The sequence below is a fragment of the Microbacterium sp. NPDC012755 genome, from assembly GCF_042901325.1.
GTDB lineage: Bacteria > Actinomycetota > Actinomycetes > Actinomycetales > Microbacteriaceae > Microbacterium > Microbacterium natoriense.
On record NZ_JBIBCT010000001.1, the window covers coordinates 1347667 to 1363866 of the forward strand.

At 68.5% G+C, this 16200-nt stretch carries 19 protein-coding genes; 12 read left to right on the top strand and 7 right to left on the bottom strand.

The window, feature by feature from the left end; all coding sequences use genetic code 11:
• Positions 1-39: 39 nt before the first annotated feature.
• Positions 40-414: a type II toxin-antitoxin system VapC family toxin gene (locus ACFY5A_RS06420; RefSeq protein WP_341940636.1), complete on the bottom strand. Its 375-nt coding sequence runs from the start codon at positions 412-414 to the stop codon at positions 40-42.
• Positions 411-665, bottom strand: a complete 255-nt coding sequence (locus ACFY5A_RS06425; protein ID WP_387232464.1) for a type II toxin-antitoxin system Phd/YefM family antitoxin — start codon at positions 663-665, stop codon at positions 411-413. The genes ACFY5A_RS06420 and ACFY5A_RS06425 overlap by 4 nt, the downstream gene beginning before the upstream one ends.
• A 252-nt stretch (positions 666-917) precedes the next feature.
• Here ACFY5A_RS06425 and ACFY5A_RS06430 point away from each other — a divergent pair, with 252 nt between their 5' ends.
• Positions 918-1502 (top strand): hypothetical protein, encoded by a 585-nt coding sequence (locus ACFY5A_RS06430; RefSeq protein WP_146114389.1) that lies wholly within the window; start codon positions 918-920, stop codon positions 1500-1502.
• Between the two features lie 13 nt (positions 1503-1515).
• Here the strand turns inward: ACFY5A_RS06430 and ACFY5A_RS06435 are convergent, their stop codons facing one another.
• Entirely contained in the window at positions 1516-2511 is a 996-nt protein-coding gene (locus tag ACFY5A_RS06435; RefSeq protein WP_341940634.1) for an SDR family NAD(P)-dependent oxidoreductase, read from the bottom strand.
• 72 nt (positions 2512-2583) lie between these two features.
• Here ACFY5A_RS06435 and ACFY5A_RS06440 point away from each other — a divergent pair, with 72 nt between their 5' ends.
• Positions 2584-3138: a TetR/AcrR family transcriptional regulator gene (locus ACFY5A_RS06440; protein ID WP_387232467.1), complete on the top strand. Its 555-nt coding sequence runs from the start codon at positions 2584-2586 to the stop codon at positions 3136-3138.
• 95 nt (positions 3139-3233) lie between these two features.
• On the opposite strand, the gene ACFY5A_RS06445 is transcribed toward ACFY5A_RS06440, so the two are convergent.
• Entirely contained in the window at positions 3234-4316 is a 1083-nt protein-coding gene (locus ACFY5A_RS06445) for a hypothetical protein (protein WP_387232469.1), read from the bottom strand.
• Positions 4317-4629: 313 nt separating this feature from the next.
• Entirely contained in the window at positions 4630-5679 is a 1050-nt protein-coding gene (locus tag ACFY5A_RS06450) for a hypothetical protein (protein WP_387232471.1), read from the bottom strand.
• A 310-nt stretch (positions 5680-5989) separates the two neighbouring features.
• Here ACFY5A_RS06450 and ACFY5A_RS06455 point away from each other — a divergent pair, with 310 nt between their 5' ends.
• From ACFY5A_RS06455 to panB, 4 genes are read left to right on the top strand one after another with little or no spacing between them, the layout of a single operon-like run.
• The gene (locus ACFY5A_RS06455) at positions 5990-6742 is read left to right on the top strand and encodes a DUF2520 domain-containing protein (protein WP_387232473.1); all 753 of its coding nucleotides are present in this window, start codon (positions 5990-5992) and stop codon (positions 6740-6742) included.
• A complete protein-coding gene (panC, locus tag ACFY5A_RS06460) occupies positions 6739-7737 on the top strand; it encodes a pantoate--beta-alanine ligase (RefSeq protein ID WP_387232475.1) in 999 nt (332 codons plus the stop codon). Before ACFY5A_RS06455 ends, panC begins: the two co-directional genes overlap by 4 nt.
• Positions 7737-8120: an aspartate 1-decarboxylase gene (gene panD, locus ACFY5A_RS06465; RefSeq protein ID WP_387232477.1), complete on the top strand. Its 384-nt coding sequence runs from the start codon at positions 7737-7739 to the stop codon at positions 8118-8120. The genes panC and panD overlap by 1 nt, the downstream gene beginning before the upstream one ends.
• Positions 8117-8986, top strand: coding sequence for a 3-methyl-2-oxobutanoate hydroxymethyltransferase (panB, locus tag ACFY5A_RS06470; RefSeq protein ID WP_387232479.1), 870 nt, complete (start codon positions 8117-8119; stop codon positions 8984-8986). The genes panD and panB overlap by 4 nt, the downstream gene beginning before the upstream one ends.
• Positions 8987-9038: 52 nt before the next feature.
• Here panB and ACFY5A_RS06475 read toward each other — a convergent pair whose 3' ends face one another.
• The gene (locus ACFY5A_RS06475) at positions 9039-9317 is read right to left on the bottom strand and encodes a helix-turn-helix domain-containing protein (protein WP_223587489.1); all 279 of its coding nucleotides are present in this window, start codon (positions 9315-9317) and stop codon (positions 9039-9041) included.
• Positions 9318-9380: 63 nt separating this feature from the next.
• Here ACFY5A_RS06475 and map point away from each other — a divergent pair, with 63 nt between their 5' ends.
• Together map and ACFY5A_RS06485 are read left to right on the top strand one after the other, a co-directional pair.
• Positions 9381-10154: a type I methionyl aminopeptidase gene (gene map, locus ACFY5A_RS06480; protein ID WP_387232481.1), complete on the top strand. Its 774-nt coding sequence runs from the start codon at positions 9381-9383 to the stop codon at positions 10152-10154.
• 93 nt (positions 10155-10247) lie between these two features.
• Positions 10248-11591, top strand: coding sequence for a DUF222 domain-containing protein (locus tag ACFY5A_RS06485; protein ID WP_387232483.1), 1344 nt, complete (start codon positions 10248-10250; stop codon positions 11589-11591).
• Between the two features lie 52 nt (positions 11592-11643).
• Here the strand turns inward: ACFY5A_RS06485 and ACFY5A_RS06490 are convergent, their stop codons facing one another.
• Positions 11644-12867, bottom strand: coding sequence for an MFS transporter (locus ACFY5A_RS06490; RefSeq protein ID WP_387232485.1), 1224 nt, complete (start codon positions 12865-12867; stop codon positions 11644-11646).
• A gap of 80 nt (positions 12868-12947) precedes the next feature.
• On the opposite strand from ACFY5A_RS06490, the gene ACFY5A_RS06495 reads away from it, so the two are divergent.
• The 4 genes from ACFY5A_RS06495 (at position 12948) to ACFY5A_RS06510 (ending at position 16199) form a co-directional block, all read left to right on the top strand.
• On the top strand, positions 12948-13253 hold the full coding sequence (locus ACFY5A_RS06495; protein ID WP_105673110.1) for a helix-turn-helix transcriptional regulator: 306 nt from the start codon (positions 12948-12950) through the stop codon (positions 13251-13253).
• Positions 13254-13338: 85 nt separating this feature from the next.
• Positions 13339-13821, top strand: a complete 483-nt coding sequence (locus ACFY5A_RS06500; RefSeq protein ID WP_387232488.1) for a hypothetical protein — start codon at positions 13339-13341, stop codon at positions 13819-13821.
• A 68-nt stretch (positions 13822-13889) separates the two neighbouring features.
• Complete coding sequence (locus ACFY5A_RS06505; RefSeq protein ID WP_223587331.1) at positions 13890-14450, top strand: PadR family transcriptional regulator; 561 nt, start codon at positions 13890-13892, stop codon at positions 14448-14450.
• Between the two features lie 48 nt (positions 14451-14498).
• Complete coding sequence (locus ACFY5A_RS06510) at positions 14499-16199, top strand: ABC1 kinase family protein (RefSeq protein ID WP_387232491.1); 1701 nt, start codon at positions 14499-14501, stop codon at positions 16197-16199.
• Position 16200: the final 1 nt, after the last annotated feature.

The window sequence follows — 16200 nt, forward strand, 5'->3', positions numbered from 1 at the left end:
GGTAGGGGTTTGCTGCGGCGACCGGATCTGCCTGTGGGGTCAGAGCACCGCTGCGAGTCCGTGGTGTTCGGCGCGTGCGCGCAGCTCGAGATCGAAGGTGAGGATGCCGTCGACAGTGGTGCCGAGTCGCAGCGCTGTCGCGAGGTGGAGAGCGTCGAGTGTGCGCAGTCCGCTCCGCAGGGCGACGGCTGCGTCGGCGATGTCGTCGTCGAGCGACACGAGGGCGACGCGGTCGATGACCTGCTGCACGTGGTGGCCGGCGATCAGCCGCCGGTCGACGATCGCGGCCAGCTCGACGGCCAGGAGGCGTGAGGACACGAACTCGGCTCCGCGCTCGAAGAGTTCGGCGACGGCCTCGCTCTCGGCTTCGTCGATCAGCAGTTTCGCCGCGGCGGAGGTGTCGAGATAGATCACAGCCGATCCGCCCGCAGATCGTTGATGATCTCCGCACTCGTCTGATCGAGCTTCACCCTCTGTATGTTCAACGCTCCCGATTGCGACGGTAGTCGTACGTGCCCCGCGGCGATCAGGTCGTCCCAGACGCTGGCCTGCGGAGGGGACAGCTGTGCGATCGGGCGCCCGCGATCGGTGATCGTCAGCGTCTCTCCCGCGGCGACACGCGCCAGGACCTTCGCGGTCTGCTGGTTGAGCTCGGTTCTCGTCACGGTTGCCACTCTGGAAGTCTACGGGCGAAGTAGTAGAAATAGTAGGTCTGTTGCGTTGGTGGGGATGGAAGCCACATGCAGGCACGATAACTCGTCCGTCAGGCAGCAGGCGTGCGTCGAGGAGGCGGTTGTCAGAAGCTGTGGAGAAGTCCTGAGGAGGTCGATCGGTGCAGGGTGAGTGGGTGGTTCCAGGGGAACAACCGGCAGAACTCGGGGCTGCGACGGAGAGGCTCGTTGCCTAGTCTCAAATGCGTGGGGGAATTCGCAGGTTTGGAAATAGGCAGTTGGGCAGAACTCCTTTCGGGAGTGGCCTCAGTGGCGGCAGCGTTCGTGAGCATCTTCGCTTTGCGCACAGCTTTGGCGGCGAACGCCACGGCGGAGCGCACGCGTAGCGAGGCCAAGGTCTTCGCCGACGAGACGCGGGAGCGTGAGCGTTCGCGGCAGCATGCCGATGTGGCTCGTCAGTTGCAAGCGTGGTGGGTGAAATGGAACGAAGGCGCCGGCGACGCGTACGGAGTCTTCGTGACGAACGCGGGTGAGGGGGCGACCGTCTTCCGCGACATTCGAATCGAGACGCGGGGGAACTCGATCGCGAAAGGTGAGAAGGGTTTCATCACCTTCACCTCGCTGCCACCCGGTTCGTACGTACTGGTCAGCAACGCATACGGATCCGACCATGCGTGGGGAGAGCCCCAGGCGGTGCGCGCAGACGTCACCTACGAGCCGCTGCTCAAAGCGCAGAAGTACGCCGTGACGTGCATCTCCTTCGAAGACCCGACCAAGCAGGCATGGTGCTGGACGCCTGAGCGGGGTCTGGAGTCTGCCGTCAAGGCATAAGCGTCACCGGGGTCTACTGCACCGACCATCCCCCGTCGCTCGCGAGCACGGCGCCGTTGATGTTCACGGCGTCGTCGCTGAGCAGGAACGTGATGGACGCCGCCAGGTGCTCGGCGGTCGCGATGGTGGGGATCGCCTGCTGGAACGGTGCGAGGCGGCCCGAACCGTACTCCGACATGTTCGGGGGCATCGGGATGCCGGTGGCGACGCCGCCCGGGGCGACGGAGTTCACGCGGATGCCCTTCGGCCCGTACATGAACGCCGCGGACTTCGTCACGCCGATGATGCCGTGCTTGCTGGCCGTGTAGGCGTTGCCGGAGGCGTTGCCGCGCAGGCCCGCTTCGCTCGACACGTTGAGGATCGATCCGCTGCCGGCCGCCTCCATGATCGGGAGCACCGCGCGCATGAGCTTGAACGGGGCGGTGAGGTTGATCGCGATGACGCGGTCCCAGACGGCATCCGTCGTCTCGCCCGCGGGGGAGAAGTCGTCGTTGATGCCGGCGACGTTCGCGAGGCCGTCGATGCGGTCGCCCGCGGCGGCGATGACGGCGTCGATCGCGCTCTGCTGCGTGAGGTCTCCGGCAACGGTGACGATGTCGGGGAGCTCGGCCTTCAGCGCGTCGAGCTTCTCGGCGGAGATGTCGGCGGCGATCACGCGTCCGCCTTCGCGGGCGATGCGGGATGCCGTGGCTCTGCCGATTCCGGATGCCGCGCCCGTGACGATCACGGTCTTGCCGGCGAAGCGTCCGGTGGTGGGCTTCTCGGCCCAACCTTCGGTGCCGGTGTCTTCGGGGATCTCGCCGCCGTTGGCCGCGCGGACGAGATCGTCGACGACCGACTGCGGGAGTGCGCCCTGGCTCATCGCGACGAGCTGCTGCAGCGGGAGCCCGAGCACGGGGGTGAGGAGCTCGGGGTCGGCGCCGGTCTTCTCGAAGAGTCCGCGGATGAGCGGTCCGCCGACCTCGTCGTTCAGCCAGTCGCCGATGGTGGAGTGAGCGGTGAGGGCCATGCTGGTGCTCCTTCTTGTTTCGCAACGGTGCGTCTCGTTATGGATCAGTGTACGCCTGAGTAGCCTGTGATCGTGCCCAGACCTCGAAGTGAATCCGCCCGGCAGGCCGTGCTGGAGGCGATGCGCGCCGCCCTGTCCTCTTCGGGCTACGAGGCCGTGACGATCGAGGGCCTCGCCGAGGTCGCCGGGGTCTCGAAGCAGACGATCTACCGGTGGTGGCCGTCGAAGGCCGCGATCCTCGGGGAGGCGCTGCTGGAGGGGGAGCTTCCGGGAGTTGAGCTACCGATGACGGACGACCTGACGGCAGATCTTCGGGCGCTCTTCACTGTGCAGGACGACGGGGAGACAGTCGCACTTGCACGGGCGCTCATCGCGGTGACGGCCACGGATCCAGAACTTGGGGCACGGTTGAACGAGAGGCTGGCGGCGCCGATCAGGGAGTGGACGGCGGAGCGGCTCACCCGGGGAGTTGCGGCAGGTGACGTGCGGGCGGACGTGGATGCTGGGGTCGTGGCAGATGAGCTGATCGCGCTGGGGTCGTATGCGGCCTTGCTTGGGGTGGGGATGGATGCGGAGCGGGTGGAAAAGATGAGTGAGCTAGTCGTGCGGGGGATTGCGACCTGTTGAACATCACGACCTAGTGAACACCGTGACCTTTGAGACGCAGAGTGCGCGGGGAGTCGTTTCGGTGTGCGGTGACGAAGATGAGCGTGTCGTGATGTCTAGGGCTCACGACAGCGCTCTCCGCGAGCGAATCCCGCGCGGCGTTCGTCTGTATGGAGGACGATCGTCTGGGATTCCGGACTGCGGACTTCGCAGCGGCACCGGGTGCATCGCTTCCGGCTGGGGGCGAGGGAGGCATACTCCTTGCGAACTTGTTGGTTCCACTGCCCGCCCGCAGAGAGCATCACCGGCTCGGCTCTCGTCAAGAATGAGGAGAGAGCTTTCCATGCGGGATCATGATCGGGACTTGCAGAAGCGTGGTGGGGTGCGGTCGAGATGTGGAGCTTCGGTAGGAGTTCCGTGCGTGCGTTCGATGTCACCCAGCTGCCGGAGCTGTCGCTCCAGACGATCGCTCCGCCTTCGAGTTTGCCGGCATGCCACAGGACTGGACAGAGGGCCCGTCTGTTCTGGACGCTGAGGGCGAGAGCGAACGAGAGCAGGGGCAGAGAGCTTGAAGCGGCAGCTCGACGTCGCACTTCCACGGCGTTCGCCAGTGTGGCTACTCCGGGTCTGCCGGCCGACCACCACGGCGTCGAGGAGCGTCCGTGGTCGACGGAGAAGAGACGAACTTCGACCCTGTTTTGATAGGCGTCGACCATCAACTTCTGCAGAGCACCCGCCTTTGATGCTGCGCGGCGGCCGATCTCTGCTGCCGTGCCGTCAAAGAACTCATCGAGGTCTTCAGAGTCCTCTGCGAGCAGGCGCACGTAGCGCTGCACCGAGACCGACAGCTCGTCCTTCTGCGCGTCAGAGAGTGCTGCGGAGAGATCGACAGCCTCGAGCATGGCATCCCCCGGAGCATCGGTGGGGTTCCGGGCGTCCGATACGACCGCGGAGTATCCAGACCGAAGGCTTTCCTCCAGCTCTGGCAATGAGCTCTCCGGAAGTTTCGATACGAGTATGGCCCCCTGAGCGAGAGCCTCGGCCGCCCTGGCAACGACGTCCCACTCGTATGGGATCCACAGCTCATCCAGAGTGTCGAGCCCGGCCTCGGTGAATCCCTCCCACCCGCCGATGTGGTCGTGGTCATCGTGCGTCAGTACGAGGATGGTCGGAGACGCTTGTGCGACGAGGCGACCCATCTCCGGCCGACCACCGACATCAACGCCGACGCACACGCGTTGCCCGCGTTGCCCGAGTTGCCCGCTCGGTGTGGACCACGTGAGTGCCTCTCCGGGCTGCTTGTGAGGTGGCAGTCCGAAAGCCGTCAAAGTGCTGCGTGCGACCAATGCGGCACATCCTCTCCAGTTGTTCCCGCGCGAGAATCCAGCAGCGCTCGACGCCGTGCGTGCAATCGGGAGTCGAACCCGCGGGCGTGAAGGTGAGTAGTCATGCAGCCTCCTTGGTTCGCAGCGTATCGCTCCCCTGTCTCCCTGCCGATGGCCGACGTTGCCCTCACCGTGTTTCCCTCACGCGGCGGAGTGCGTGGTGGAAGGGGAGGAGGATCTGCGTGAGTGCTCGGACGATGATCGTCGGGCGCACCTGCTCACGCTCCCACGCAGCCTGGGAGGCCTGAAAGACCCTCTGGATCCGTTCGAGGTGCAATGCGGTCCACTTAAGCTCCACAGTCTGACGGAGCCCCACTTTCCCCCTGGGGCGCGGAGCCCACAGGGCGACGCTGACGAGGACGGTAGTTGCGGCCACGATGGCGGCCATCCATATGGTGTTCTTCCCGGAGAGGAGGAAGATGAGAGTGACTGTGATGATCCCCATGGCGCTCATCGTGAGCAGGAACGCGCGAACCCACGCCCTGCTCCGTGGCGACTCTGCCTTGTCGGCGCCGGCAAGCCAGACAAGCACGAGTGTCGTCGGCATCGCGGCGGATGCCGCGCACATGAGAACGAACCCCGGTGTGAGAGCGACCCCGGGTCCCCACACCGCAATGCCGCCGACCACCATGGCGATTCCGGCAACGACGATCGGGGCAAGAATGAAGAGCGCGATGAGGTGCCACACTCGGCTCGTCGTCGTGACAGGAATGTCTGATCCGAAAGAGTCAGATACCCACGCCTGGGCATTCCTCATCGTCTCGGCGCTCCGTCGGTATGCGGCTTCTGTGCTCACAGGCTGGGGTGGGGAGAACATCTCTGCTCGCACGATCGCGATGAAGCCGAGCAAGATCGCGAAGAGCACGGGCGCGATCATCGTGACATCGTTCAGCACGAGGGTGACCGCAAAGCTGAGGACGAAGGTCAGCGCCAACCGCACGGCGTTCGCAACCATCCGATTCCCCTGCGCGTGATCGTCAGGATCCAGTTCGGCGGATGGACTCTTCCTCTCAAGAACCGTCAGGATCACGCTGAACAGGAGCAGAGCGGGTGAGTACGCAGGGGCGACAATCGCGCTGACCGCCGAAAGAGACGCGGCCCAATCGACGGCGAACGGCTGCTGGCTGAGAATGAAGAGCGTAACGAGTAGGGTCACGTTCCCCAGGACTGCGAGCATCAGCCATGCGAGACAGCGGCGAGCGAACATGGTGAGTGATCGAGGTTCAGTGCGAGTTCGAGTTGTCATACGCCCTTGCTACATGGCTGATCCGACATGGCCCCGCGCTCGGTTGCCGCGCTTCATCTCTCAGCCTGCTCGGCGACGATGGAGAAAGTGCGTATAGGTAATCCAATCTCGATCAGAGTAATCAGAACTGCAATCAATATGACGAATAGTTAGAGCACTCTGCTGGCAGATTTGGAGCGGATGCTGTCATAGGCGGATACTCGTCCCATCCGGATCGCCACATCGCGACCCGGCATCCGACATGAATCCCACCTTCTCGCTCACGCCTGAGACGTCCATCGCCATCGTTGGCGCTGGACGTCTCGGCGGTGTTCTCGCCCGAGCGCTCCGCGCCTCCGGTTTCGACGTGCGCGGCCCGTCCCGGAGAGCCGACGAGATCCCCGAGACCGACATCGCGATCCTCGCCGTTCCCGACGCGGCGATTGCCGATGCCGCGAAGAGCACGAAAAGCACGAGAACCGTCCACCTCTCCGGCGCCACTAGCCTCGACGCGGTCGACTTCAGCATCCACCCGCTCCAGACCTTCACTGGCACAGAGTCGCCCGAGGTGTTCCACGGCATCGGCGCCGCGATCGACGGACGCACCGACGACGACAAGAGCCTCGCAAGAGACCTCGCTCGCGCCCTCGGCATGACCCCGTTCACTGTGACCGATCGGGCGGCGTATCACGCGGCAGCATCCTTCGCATCGAACTTCGTGCTCACCGTGCTCGATGCGGCGGAGCAGCTCGCCACCGCCGCGGGCGTCGAGAATCCGCGTGAGGTCCTCGCCCCGCTCGTCCGGCAGTCGGTCGACAACTGGCAGCATGAGGGCGCGGCGGATGCCCTCACCGGGCCCATCGTCCGCGGCGATGAGCTCACCGTCGCGACGCAGAGGGCGGCAACGGGCGCGCACCGGGACCTCTTCGACGCGCTCGCCACCGCCACGAGGCGCATCGCCGGCCCGCGCAACCCAGAGGCGGACCTGCACAGCCTCGAGAAGGACCGCGCATGAGAATCCTCCGCACGATCCCCGAGGTTCGCGCCGCCGTCCGAGAGGCCAAGGCGAAGAACCAGACCGTCGGCCTCGCCCCCACGATGGGCGCGTTCCACGAGGGCCACCTCTCCCTCATGCGCCGCGCGCGCGAAGAGAACGGCCTCGTCGTCGTCTCCCTCTTCGTCAACCCGACGCAGTTCGCCCCGAACGAAGACCTCAGCACCTACCCGCGCGACGAAGCCCGCGACGCCGCGCAGGCCGAAGCAGCGGGCGTCGACATCCTCTTCGCCCCTGCGCCCGACGAGGTCTATCCGCACGGCTTCGCCACCAGCATCCACGTCACAGGCATCACCGACGTCCTCGACGGCGCGAGCCGCGGCGCGCATCATTTCGACGGCGTCGCCACCGTCGTCACCAAGCTGTTCGGCATCGTCCGCCCCGACGTCGCCTACTTCGGACAGAAGGATGCTCAGCAGGTCCTGGTTGTGCGGCGCGTGGTGCGCGACCTCGACCTCGACGTCCGCATCGAGGCGTGCCCCATCGTCCGCGAGGCCGATGGGCTCGCCATGAGCTCGCGCAACGTCTACCTCGACCCCGCCGCCCGGCAGCAGGCCACCGCGCTCAACCGCGCCCTCGACGCCGCCCAGGCGCTGCACAACGGCGGCGAACGGGATGCCGACCTCATCCTCGCCGCTGCCCGCGACGTCCTCGACGCCGCTGGCATCCGCACCGAGTACCTCGAGCTCCGTGACGCCGAGACGCTCGAACCCGTCGCCAACACGTCACGGGACGCCCTCCTCGCCGTCGCCGCGCACGTCGGCGCGGCTCGCCTGATCGACAACCACCTCCTCACCGGTCACCCTTCGGAACACGACCGCATCTCCGAACCCAGCCGCATCTCCGAACCCAGCCGCACCCCCGAACTCGCCCGCACCCCCGACCCAAGCCGTACCCCCGAACCCGCCCACCCCGCAGAACCCCGCCGCACCTCAGAACAGAACGGCACTCGCTGATGCTCCGCACCATGCTGAAGTCGAAGATCCACCGCGCCACCGTCACCGGCAGCGACCTGAACTACGTCGGCTCCATCACGATCGACCCCATCCTGCTCGAGGCCTCCGACATCCGCCCGCACGAGCAGGTGCACGTCGTCGACGTCGACAACGGCTCGCGCTTCGTGACCTACGCCCTCGAAGGAGAGCGTGGAACCGGCGTCGTCCAGGTCAACGGCGCCGCCGCGCGCCTTGTGCACACGGGCGACACGATCATCGTCATCTCCTACGCCGACTACTCCCGAGAAGACCTCGAAGACTATGTGCCGACCGTCGTGCACGTCGACCGGAGCAACACGATCATCAGGGTCGACGACGCCGTCGGAGAGCTGGTGACAGCGTGAGCGCCCACGCCGCCCCCACGAAGCGCCTCACCCTCGGCGACCTCGCCGCCAAGAAGACCGCGGGCGAGCGCCTCGTCATGGTCACGGCCTACGACTTCCCGAGCGCGCAGATCGTCGAGGATGCCGGCGTCGACCTCGTGCTCGTCGGGGACTCCGCCGCGATGACCGTGCTCGGCTACGACAGCACGGTGCCCGTCACGGTCGACGAGATGCTCATGCTCACGAAGGCGGTCCGCCGCGGACTCGACCGCCCGCTCCTCGTCGGCGACCTGCCGTTCGGCTCGTACGAGGCCTCAGACGCCGAGGCGATCGAGACGGCCCGGCGCTTCGTCAAGGAGGCGGGCGTCGACCTCGTCAAGATCGAGCGCGGCGGCACGACCGTCGACCGTGCCCGCGCGCTCGTGAACGCCGGCATCCCCGTCGTCGGCCACGTCGGGCTCACCCCGCAGACTGCGACCGCGCTCGGCGGCTACCGCGCCCAGGGACGCACCGCCGAGGCCGCCCTCGCTGTGATCGACGACGCCCTCGCCCTGCAGGCGGCAGGCGTCTCGCTGCTCGTCGTCGAAGCCGTGCCGTCGGAGGTCACCGCGGTGCTCATGCCGCTGCTCGACATCCCCGTGATCGGCATCGGCGCCGGAGCGGATGCCGACGGGCAGGTCCTCGTCTTCCACGACCTCCTCGGCCTCTATCCGGGCAGCGCCGCCAAGTTCGTCAAGCGCTACGCGGACCTCCGCGCCGCCGCCGTCGCGGGCGTCGAAGCCTACGCCGACGAGGTGCGTGAAGGCGTGTACCCGGCGCCGGAGCACGGATACGGGATGCCGGAGGCCGAGGCTCGGCGGCTCGGGGAGATGCTCGCGGGGCGGTGACCCAGCCGGAGGCAGACCGCCTCGGGGAACTGCCGCGGGCGGTAGGACGACGCTAGGACGCGAGTCGGGTGCGGGTCGCGTCGACGGGCTGAGGGCCGACCTCCGCCCAGACCTCGTCGAGCGAGAGGCCGAGCACGTGAGCGATCGCGCCGATCGTCGCGAACGCGGGCGTCGCCACGCGCCCGGACTCGATCTTGCGCAGTGTCTCCGGCGAGACGCCGGCGTCGAGAGCGACGCCCAGCATGGAGCGTTCGCCTCGCGCCCGCCGCAGCAGCGCGCCGAGCCGCTCTCCTCGCTCGATCTCGGCGGGAGTCAGCGGCAGGCGGACCATCATGGTGACGATTCTAATACCGGGATAGTATTACCGGGATAGTTATTGGAAAGCAGGCGCGTCATGATCGAGATACTGAACTCCGACGAGCTGGGGCGGGCGCGGGAGACGGGAGCGCTCGTGGGCGGCATCCTGCACTCCCTGAAGGAGCGCGCGGTGGTCGGGGTGAATCTGCTCGACCTCGACCGTTGGGCGAAGGAGATGATCGAGGATGCCGGCGCCGAGTCCTGCTACGTCGACTACGCCCCGTCCTTCGGGCGCGGACCCTTCGGCCACCACATCTGCACGGCGGTCAATGAGGCCGTGCTGCACGGCATGCCGCACGACTACGCGCTCGCAGACGGCGACCTGCTCACGCTCGACCTCGCCGTCTCACTGCGGGGGATTGCGGCCGACGCGGCCATCAGCTTCGTCGTCGGGCGGGCGGCGTCTCCCGACGATCTCGCGATGATCGAGGCGACCGAGCGCGCACTGGCGGCAGGCATCGCCGCGGCACGCCCCGGCGCGCGCATCGGCGACCTCTCGCGCGCCATTGGCACCGTGCTGCGCGGTGCGGGGTACTCGGTCAACCTCGAGTTCGGCGGGCACGGGATCGGCTCGACGATGCACCAGGATCCGCACGTCGCCAACGACGGCCGCCCGGGGCGCGGTTACATACTGCGCCCCGGACTGCTTCTCGCCCTCGAACCGTGGGTCATGGCCGACACCGACCGGCTCGTGACGGACGACGACGGCTGGACGCTCCGCAGCGCCACGGGATGCCGTACGGCGCACGCCGAGCACACGATCGCGATCACCGAGTCGGGCGCGGAGGTGCTGACGCTGCCCCGCGGATGACGAGGCGAGAGAGTGCCACGACGCATGCTGGTGTTCCGGAATCCATTCGAACATAACTACGAAACTCGCCCTCATCTCTCCTAAAATGGAGGCATGTCGAAGCTGGTCGGTCTGCAGGAGGCGATGTCCCGCCTCGATGAGGCGTGGGCGGATGCCGGCGACTCGACCGACCTGAGTCGAGAGCAGCTTCTCGCCGTGAACGAGGCCCTCGGCGTGGTGCGCAGGCGACTGGATGCCGTGCACGTCGACGTGGCGGCCTCCATCTCGCGGGAGTCGCGCCCTGAACTGGGGGCCGAGGGGCTGGCGAAGCAACAGGGCTTCCGGTCGCCGGCGAAGCTGATCGCCGCGACGGTCGGCGTCTCGACCGGCGACGCGTCAAGGCTGGTCTCGGTGGGTGAGGCGACGGCGCCCCGCACTGACCTGCTGGGGGCTCGTCTCCCCGCGCGCTATCCGCTCGTCCGTGCCGCGCTCGCCGCGGGGGAGATCGGCGCGCAGGCGGCGTCGCTGATCATCGGCCTGCTCGAACGCTGCCGCGTCGCGGCCGGCGCGGAGCGAGTGGCGGAGGGTGAGCGCGTGCTGACCGCGGCGGCCGCAGGGCTCGCGCTCGACGAGGTGCGCACACTCATCGTGCGCGCCGAAGCGTGGCTCGACCCCGACGGCGTCGAGCCGCGGTCGGACGAGCAGCGCTCACGCCGGTCGCTCACCATGTTCGAGCGCGACGGGATGCTGCATCTCTCCGCGCAACTGGATGCCGAGACCGCGGCGCCGCTCGTCACCGCCATCCGCGGGTACGTCACCGCGGCGTTCGCCGCGCGTAAGGATGCGCCCGACGTCGATGCGCCCGATGTCGATCGGCGGACGATCCCTATGCTTCAGGCCGACGCGCTGTCGGCCGTGTGCGCGCACATCCTCGGGTGCGAGAACCGACGGCTCCCGCTCGCCGGTGCGACCGTCATCGTGCGGATGACCCTCGATGACCTCGAGTCCGGCACCGGATCGGCGACGATAGACGGCATCGATCAGCCGATCAGCGTCGGAGTGGCCCGCAGGATGGCCGCTGGTGGCGGAGTCATCCCCTGTGTTCTCGGCGGCGACAGCGAGATCCTCGACTGGGGGCGGGAGAAGCGGCTCTTCACGCGGGCGCAGCGCCTCGCCCTCGTCGAACGCGATGGCGGATGCGCGATGTGCGGCCTCCCACCGGGGATGACGAAGGCTCATCACATCCGCTGGTGGCGGAGGGACCGAGGTCCGACAGACCTGTCGAACGGCGTGCTGCTCTGCGAGAGCTGTCATCACCGCATCCACGACAACGGGTGGGAGGTCCGCATCGACGGTGCGGGGGTCTCGGCGCGGGTGTGGTTCATCCCGCCCGCATACGTCGACGCGTCCCGCACGCCGAGACTGGGCGGGCGCGCGCGGTTCGACATCGCGGCGTGAGGCGGCGAGGGCTCCCCAGGGCATCCGTCACACTGGCCGCGCCGGCATCCCGCTACTCCCCGCGCCGCACCCGCAGCACGAGCGCGACCACCGCCAGGGCGATCACGACGAGCCCGTAGCCGACGCATACCGGACCCAGCCCGACCACGCCGACCAGGGCGCCGGCGACGACCGCCGGAACGCCGAAAGCGAGATAGGCGAGCAGGAAGATCACGGCGAACGTGTCCGCCCGCTCCGTCGCCGGGATGCGCGGAGCCAGTGAAGCGACGACCCCCGAGAACGCGGTGCCGAAGCCCATGCCTGTGATCGCCGTGGCCACGAGATAGAACGGCAGCGACCCCGCCCCGAGCGCCAGGAGAGACAGCGCCGTGCCGGACGCGAGAGCGGCCGTGCCGAAGATCACCGTCGTACGGGGGCGACGCCGCCGCATCGCGAACGCGGTGAGCGCTCCGACTCCGGCGAGCATCGCCACCGAGAGTCCCTGCCAGGTGTGCGCCTCCCCGCCCAGCTCAGTGCGCACGATCGTCGCGCCGAGCGACAGGAACAGTCCGCCGGTCGCCCAGCCGGCGATCACCGCGGGCGCCGCACGCCAGAAGTCCGCGCGGATGCCGGCGGGGATCGAGAGCCGGAAGCTCAGAGACGCCCATGCCCCCGGTCGCCGCGGCGCGGTCTCCGGCGCCAGCAGGAACAGCGCCGCCAGCACGACGTATACGACGGTGAGCGGGGCGAACACGTCGAGCAGCGGCTGACCGGTGAGGTCCAGGGCGACTCCAGAGACGAGCGCCCCCAGCGCGAGGCCGATGCCGGGGCTGAGCGCGTTCCACAGTGCGGCGGTGGCCGTCCGTCCGCCCGGCGCGAGGTCGAGCACGGCGGCCGACAGCGCGGAGATCAGAATGCCGCTCGCGACGCCCTGCAGCACGCGGGCGAGGACGAGCGCCGTGACGGAGTCGGCATGCCAGAACAGCGCCATGCTCGCGGCGAGCAGCAGGAACCCGGCGATCGCGACCGGCCGACGCCCGACATGATCGGAGAGGGACCCCGCGGTGAGCAGCGCGAGCAGCAGGGCGATCGCGTACACGGCGAACACCGCGCTGATCACGATCGCGTCGAACCCGATGTCCTGCGCGAGCACCGGGTAGAAGGGCGACGGCGCGCTCGCGCCGATCATCATCGCGATCTGCGCCGCGATCGCGAGCGCGAAACCGAACCGTGCGCGCCGCGGCCCGGCGGGCGAGCGCGTCGCCCCCGGAGTGACGATCGGCTGGGTGATGGTCATGACCTCTCCTGTCGGTTCGAGAATCATCGAACTATCGGAGCGTACTCGCCATCCGTCGATTGTTCAACTATTCTCGAACCATGCCTGGCGACCTCCCGCACCCGGATCGATCCGACATCCGGCTCACCGACGTGCTCTTCGCGCTCAGCGACCCCGAGCGCCTGGCGATCACGCGACAGCTCGCAGACGGCCCTCTCGACATGGCCGCCTGCCACTCCACCGACCCGAACCTGCCGAAGTCGACCAAGTCGCACTTCATGAAGGTGCTCCGTGAAGCGGGCGTCATCCGCAACGAGCCCAACGGGCGCCGGCGCACGCTCACCCTGCGCCGCGACGACCTCGACGAGCTGTTCCCCGGCCTGCTCGACTCCGTGCTGCGCGACTGAGACCTCCGGAAACCGACTGAGCCCTCCGGGAGCTAACTGGCCCCCGGAAGCCCGCGTCTGCGACAGCGCGCCCTAGAGTGACCACATGCCCGTCGAACCCCCGGAATGGACCGAGGTCGAGCTGACCAGCCACCGCGGCGCGGTCGGTCAGCGCATCATCGCGGCCATGCTCGTCGTGGTCGGTCTCGTCGGCGTGGTCCTGAGCATCCTCGCCGTGCCCGACTGGTGGGTCGTCGTGTCGGTGTTCCTCGTCAGCGTGTTCCTCGGGATCGTCGGCCTGAGCCTCTGGTTCCACGTGGGCATGAGCGCGGCAGCCACGGTCGAGCTGGTCAGGGTCGGCGCCCCGACCGCCCTCCGCGTGCTGCGAGCGGAGGAGATCGCCGACGAGAGCATCGTCTTCCGGCTCTTCCTCCGCCTGCCAGAGGGGGAACTCGTGGTCGTGCAGCATCAGTGCAGCCAGGGGCAGTGCGTGGAGGCGGGCCGAGCGGCCCCGCACTCCGAGGTGCCCGCGATCCTCGACCCGGTCATGAAGTCGTGGGGCGTCGTGCACGGCCGTCTCGATGTCTGAGACTCCCACCCCACTCCCAGCCTCAACGACATATCGTTGAGTATCGCTACCGATATCGGGAGGTCACCATGAACAACTCATTCCCCTCGAACCCGTTCGCGGGTGCGGGCGCCGGACCGGCATCCGCCCTCTTCGAGGCCATGGAGCAGCTGCGCACCTCGTTCGCGCCCCGACCCAGCGGCGGCTCGCGCATGGCGCGAGGCGACGTCCGCACGGCCGTGCTCTCGCTTCTCGCCGAGAAGCCCATGCACGGCTACCAGATCATCAACGAGATCGCCGAGCGCAGCGGCGGCAGCTGGAAGCCCAGCGCCGGCTCGGTCTACCCGACCCTGCAGCTGCTCGCCGACGAGGGCCTCATCACCGCCGAGGAGCAGAACGGCCGCAAGACCTACTCGCTCACGGATGCCGGAGCAGAGGTCGCCGCCGAGGCCACCGAGACCCCCGCGCCGTGGGAGGCCTCAGGACCCCGCGACCACACCCGCTTCAGCGCGCTGCCCAAGGCCGGCGTCGACCTCGCCGCGGCTGCCGCCCAGGTGGGGCGCACGGGGTCGCCCGAGCAGGTGCAGCAGGCCATCGAGGTGCTCGACGAGGCCCGTCGTAGGCTGTACTCGATCCTCGCCCAGGACTGACCGCGTGGCAGTGCGGCCTCCGCTGAGGAGCAGCGAGAGGACGGCGCGATGACGGATGCTGCGGCGCAGGGCGCCCACCGCGCCCGCTACCGTCGCATCCTGTCGTTCGCGGCGCGCGAGTTCCTCGCCATCTGGTGGTTCGAGCTCGTCCTGCCCCGCATCGGGCTGAGCCGGGTGTCCGAGCGCACGCGCGCCGGTCGGATGCAGCGTTTCGCCCGGCGCTTCCACGCCCTCGCGATCGCTCTGGGCGGGCTCATGATCAAGGTCGGGCAGTTCATGTCGTCCCGCCTCGACGTGCTCCCGCCGGAGATCACGAAGGAGCTGGAGGGGCTGCAGGACGAGGTGCCCGCCGTGCCGTTCGCCGACATCCGCGTCGTCGCCGAGGCCGAGCTGGGGGTTCCGCTGGAGCGCGCCTACGCGTGGTTCGACGAGAACCCCGTGGCCGCGGCATCCCTCGGCCAGGCGCACCGCGCCCGGCTCTCCGACCTCGACGCCGCCGACACCGGCCTCGAGAACGTCGTCGTCAAGGTGCAGCGACCGGGCATCGACGCGATCGTCGCGACCGACCTCGCCGCCCTCCGCCGGGTCGCGCGCTGGCTCACCCGCGTGCGGATCGTCGCCGACCGCGTCGACGCCCGCGGTCTCGTCGAGGAGTTCGCGCAGACGAGCCTCGAGGAGATCGACTACCTGCACGAGGCCGCGAGCGCCGAGAGGTTCCGCGAGAACTTCGCCGACGACCCCCGCGTCGACACCCCCGAGATCGTCTGGGAGCGCTCGACGCGTCGGGTGCTCACCCTGTCGGACGTCACCGCGATCAAGATCAACGACACCGACGCCCTGCGCGCCGCAGGCATCGACCCCTCCGAGGTCGCCGACGTGTTCGCCGAGGTCATGTTCGACCAGGTCTTCACCCACAGCTTCGTGCACGCCGACCCGCACCCCGGCAACATCTTCGTGACCCCGGTGCCGGCATCCGCCGCCGGGGAACGCGGCTTCCGGCTCACCTTCATCGACTTCGGGATGATGGCGGAGGTTCCCGACAGCCTCCGCGACGGGCTGCGCACCCTCCTCATCGCGATCGCCGGGCGCGACAGCCGTGGCCTCGTGACGGCCGCGCAGGAGATCGGCGTCCTGCTGCCCTCGGCCGACACGGCCGAGCTCGAACGCGCGCTGACCGCCCTGTTCGCGCGTTTCGGCGGCATGGGCTTCGCCGAACTCAGCACGGTCGACCCGCGGGAGTTCCGCGACTTCGCCGACGAGTTCGGCGACATGGTGCGCTCGCTGCCCCTCCAGCTCCCCGAGAACATGCTGCTGCTGATCCGTGCCGTCTCGTTGACGTCGGGCATGTGCAGCAGCCTCGACCCGTCGTTCAACGTGTGGGATGCCGCGGAGCCCTACGCCGGGCGCCTGCTGCGCGACGAGTCCGGGAACCTGATTCAGGACCTCGCGAAGCAGGCCATGCAGAACGCCGCCGTGACCTGGCGGCTGCCGAAGCGGATCGACGACATCATCACGCGCGTCGACGAGGGCAGCGTGACCTTCGACACGTCGCGTCTCGAACGACGGCTCGATCGTCTGGAGGGCATCGCGAGGCGCATCGCCTCGGGCGTGCTGTTCGCGGCGCTGCTCATCGGCGGCGCCCTGCTCGTCCCGTCCGCTCCGCCGCTGGGGATCACTCTCGTCTGCGTGTCGGTGCTCCCGCTGCTGCACTCGCTGTTCGCGGGCGTGGGCAGGCGCGGGCCGCGCTAGT

Excerpts from the sequence above, each read along its gene's own strand:
- ACFY5A_RS06475 (WP_223587489.1), bottom strand. The coding sequence starts at position 9,317 with ATGGTCCGCCTGCCGCTGACTCCCGCCGAGATCGAGCGAGGAGAGCGG.
- ACFY5A_RS06505 (WP_223587331.1), top strand. The coding sequence starts at position 13,890 with ATGAACAACTCATTCCCCTCGAACCCGTTCGCGGGTGCGGGCGCCGGA.
- ACFY5A_RS06455 (WP_387232473.1), top strand. The coding sequence starts at position 5,990 with ATGAATCCCACCTTCTCGCTCACGCCTGAGACGTCCATCGCCATCGTT.
- ACFY5A_RS06450 (WP_387232471.1), bottom strand. The coding sequence starts at position 5,679 with ATGCTCGCAGTCCTGGGGAACGTGACCCTACTCGTTACGCTCTTCATT.
- panC (WP_387232475.1), top strand. The coding sequence starts at position 6,739 with ATGAGAATCCTCCGCACGATCCCCGAGGTTCGCGCCGCCGTCCGAGAG.
- ACFY5A_RS06435 (WP_341940634.1), bottom strand. The coding sequence starts at position 2,511 with ATGGCCCTCACCGCTCACTCCACCATCGGCGACTGGCTGAACGACGAG.
- map (WP_387232481.1), top strand. The coding sequence starts at position 9,381 with ATGATCGAGATACTGAACTCCGACGAGCTGGGGCGGGCGCGGGAGACG.
- ACFY5A_RS06500 (WP_387232488.1), top strand. The coding sequence starts at position 13,339 with ATGCCCGTCGAACCCCCGGAATGGACCGAGGTCGAGCTGACCAGCCAC.
- panD (WP_387232477.1), top strand. The coding sequence starts at position 7,737 with ATGCTCCGCACCATGCTGAAGTCGAAGATCCACCGCGCCACCGTCACC.
- ACFY5A_RS06445 (WP_387232469.1), bottom strand. The coding sequence starts at position 4,316 with ATGGGTCGCCTCGTCGCACAAGCGTCTCCGACCATCCTCGTACTGACG.
- ACFY5A_RS06485 (WP_387232483.1), top strand. The coding sequence starts at position 10,248 with ATGTCGAAGCTGGTCGGTCTGCAGGAGGCGATGTCCCGCCTCGATGAG.
- ACFY5A_RS06495 (WP_105673110.1), top strand. The coding sequence starts at position 12,948 with ATGCCTGGCGACCTCCCGCACCCGGATCGATCCGACATCCGGCTCACC.
- ACFY5A_RS06490 (WP_387232485.1), bottom strand. The coding sequence starts at position 12,867 with ATGACCATCACCCAGCCGATCGTCACTCCGGGGGCGACGCGCTCGCCC.
- ACFY5A_RS06510 (WP_387232491.1), top strand. The coding sequence starts at position 14,499 with ATGACGGATGCTGCGGCGCAGGGCGCCCACCGCGCCCGCTACCGTCGC.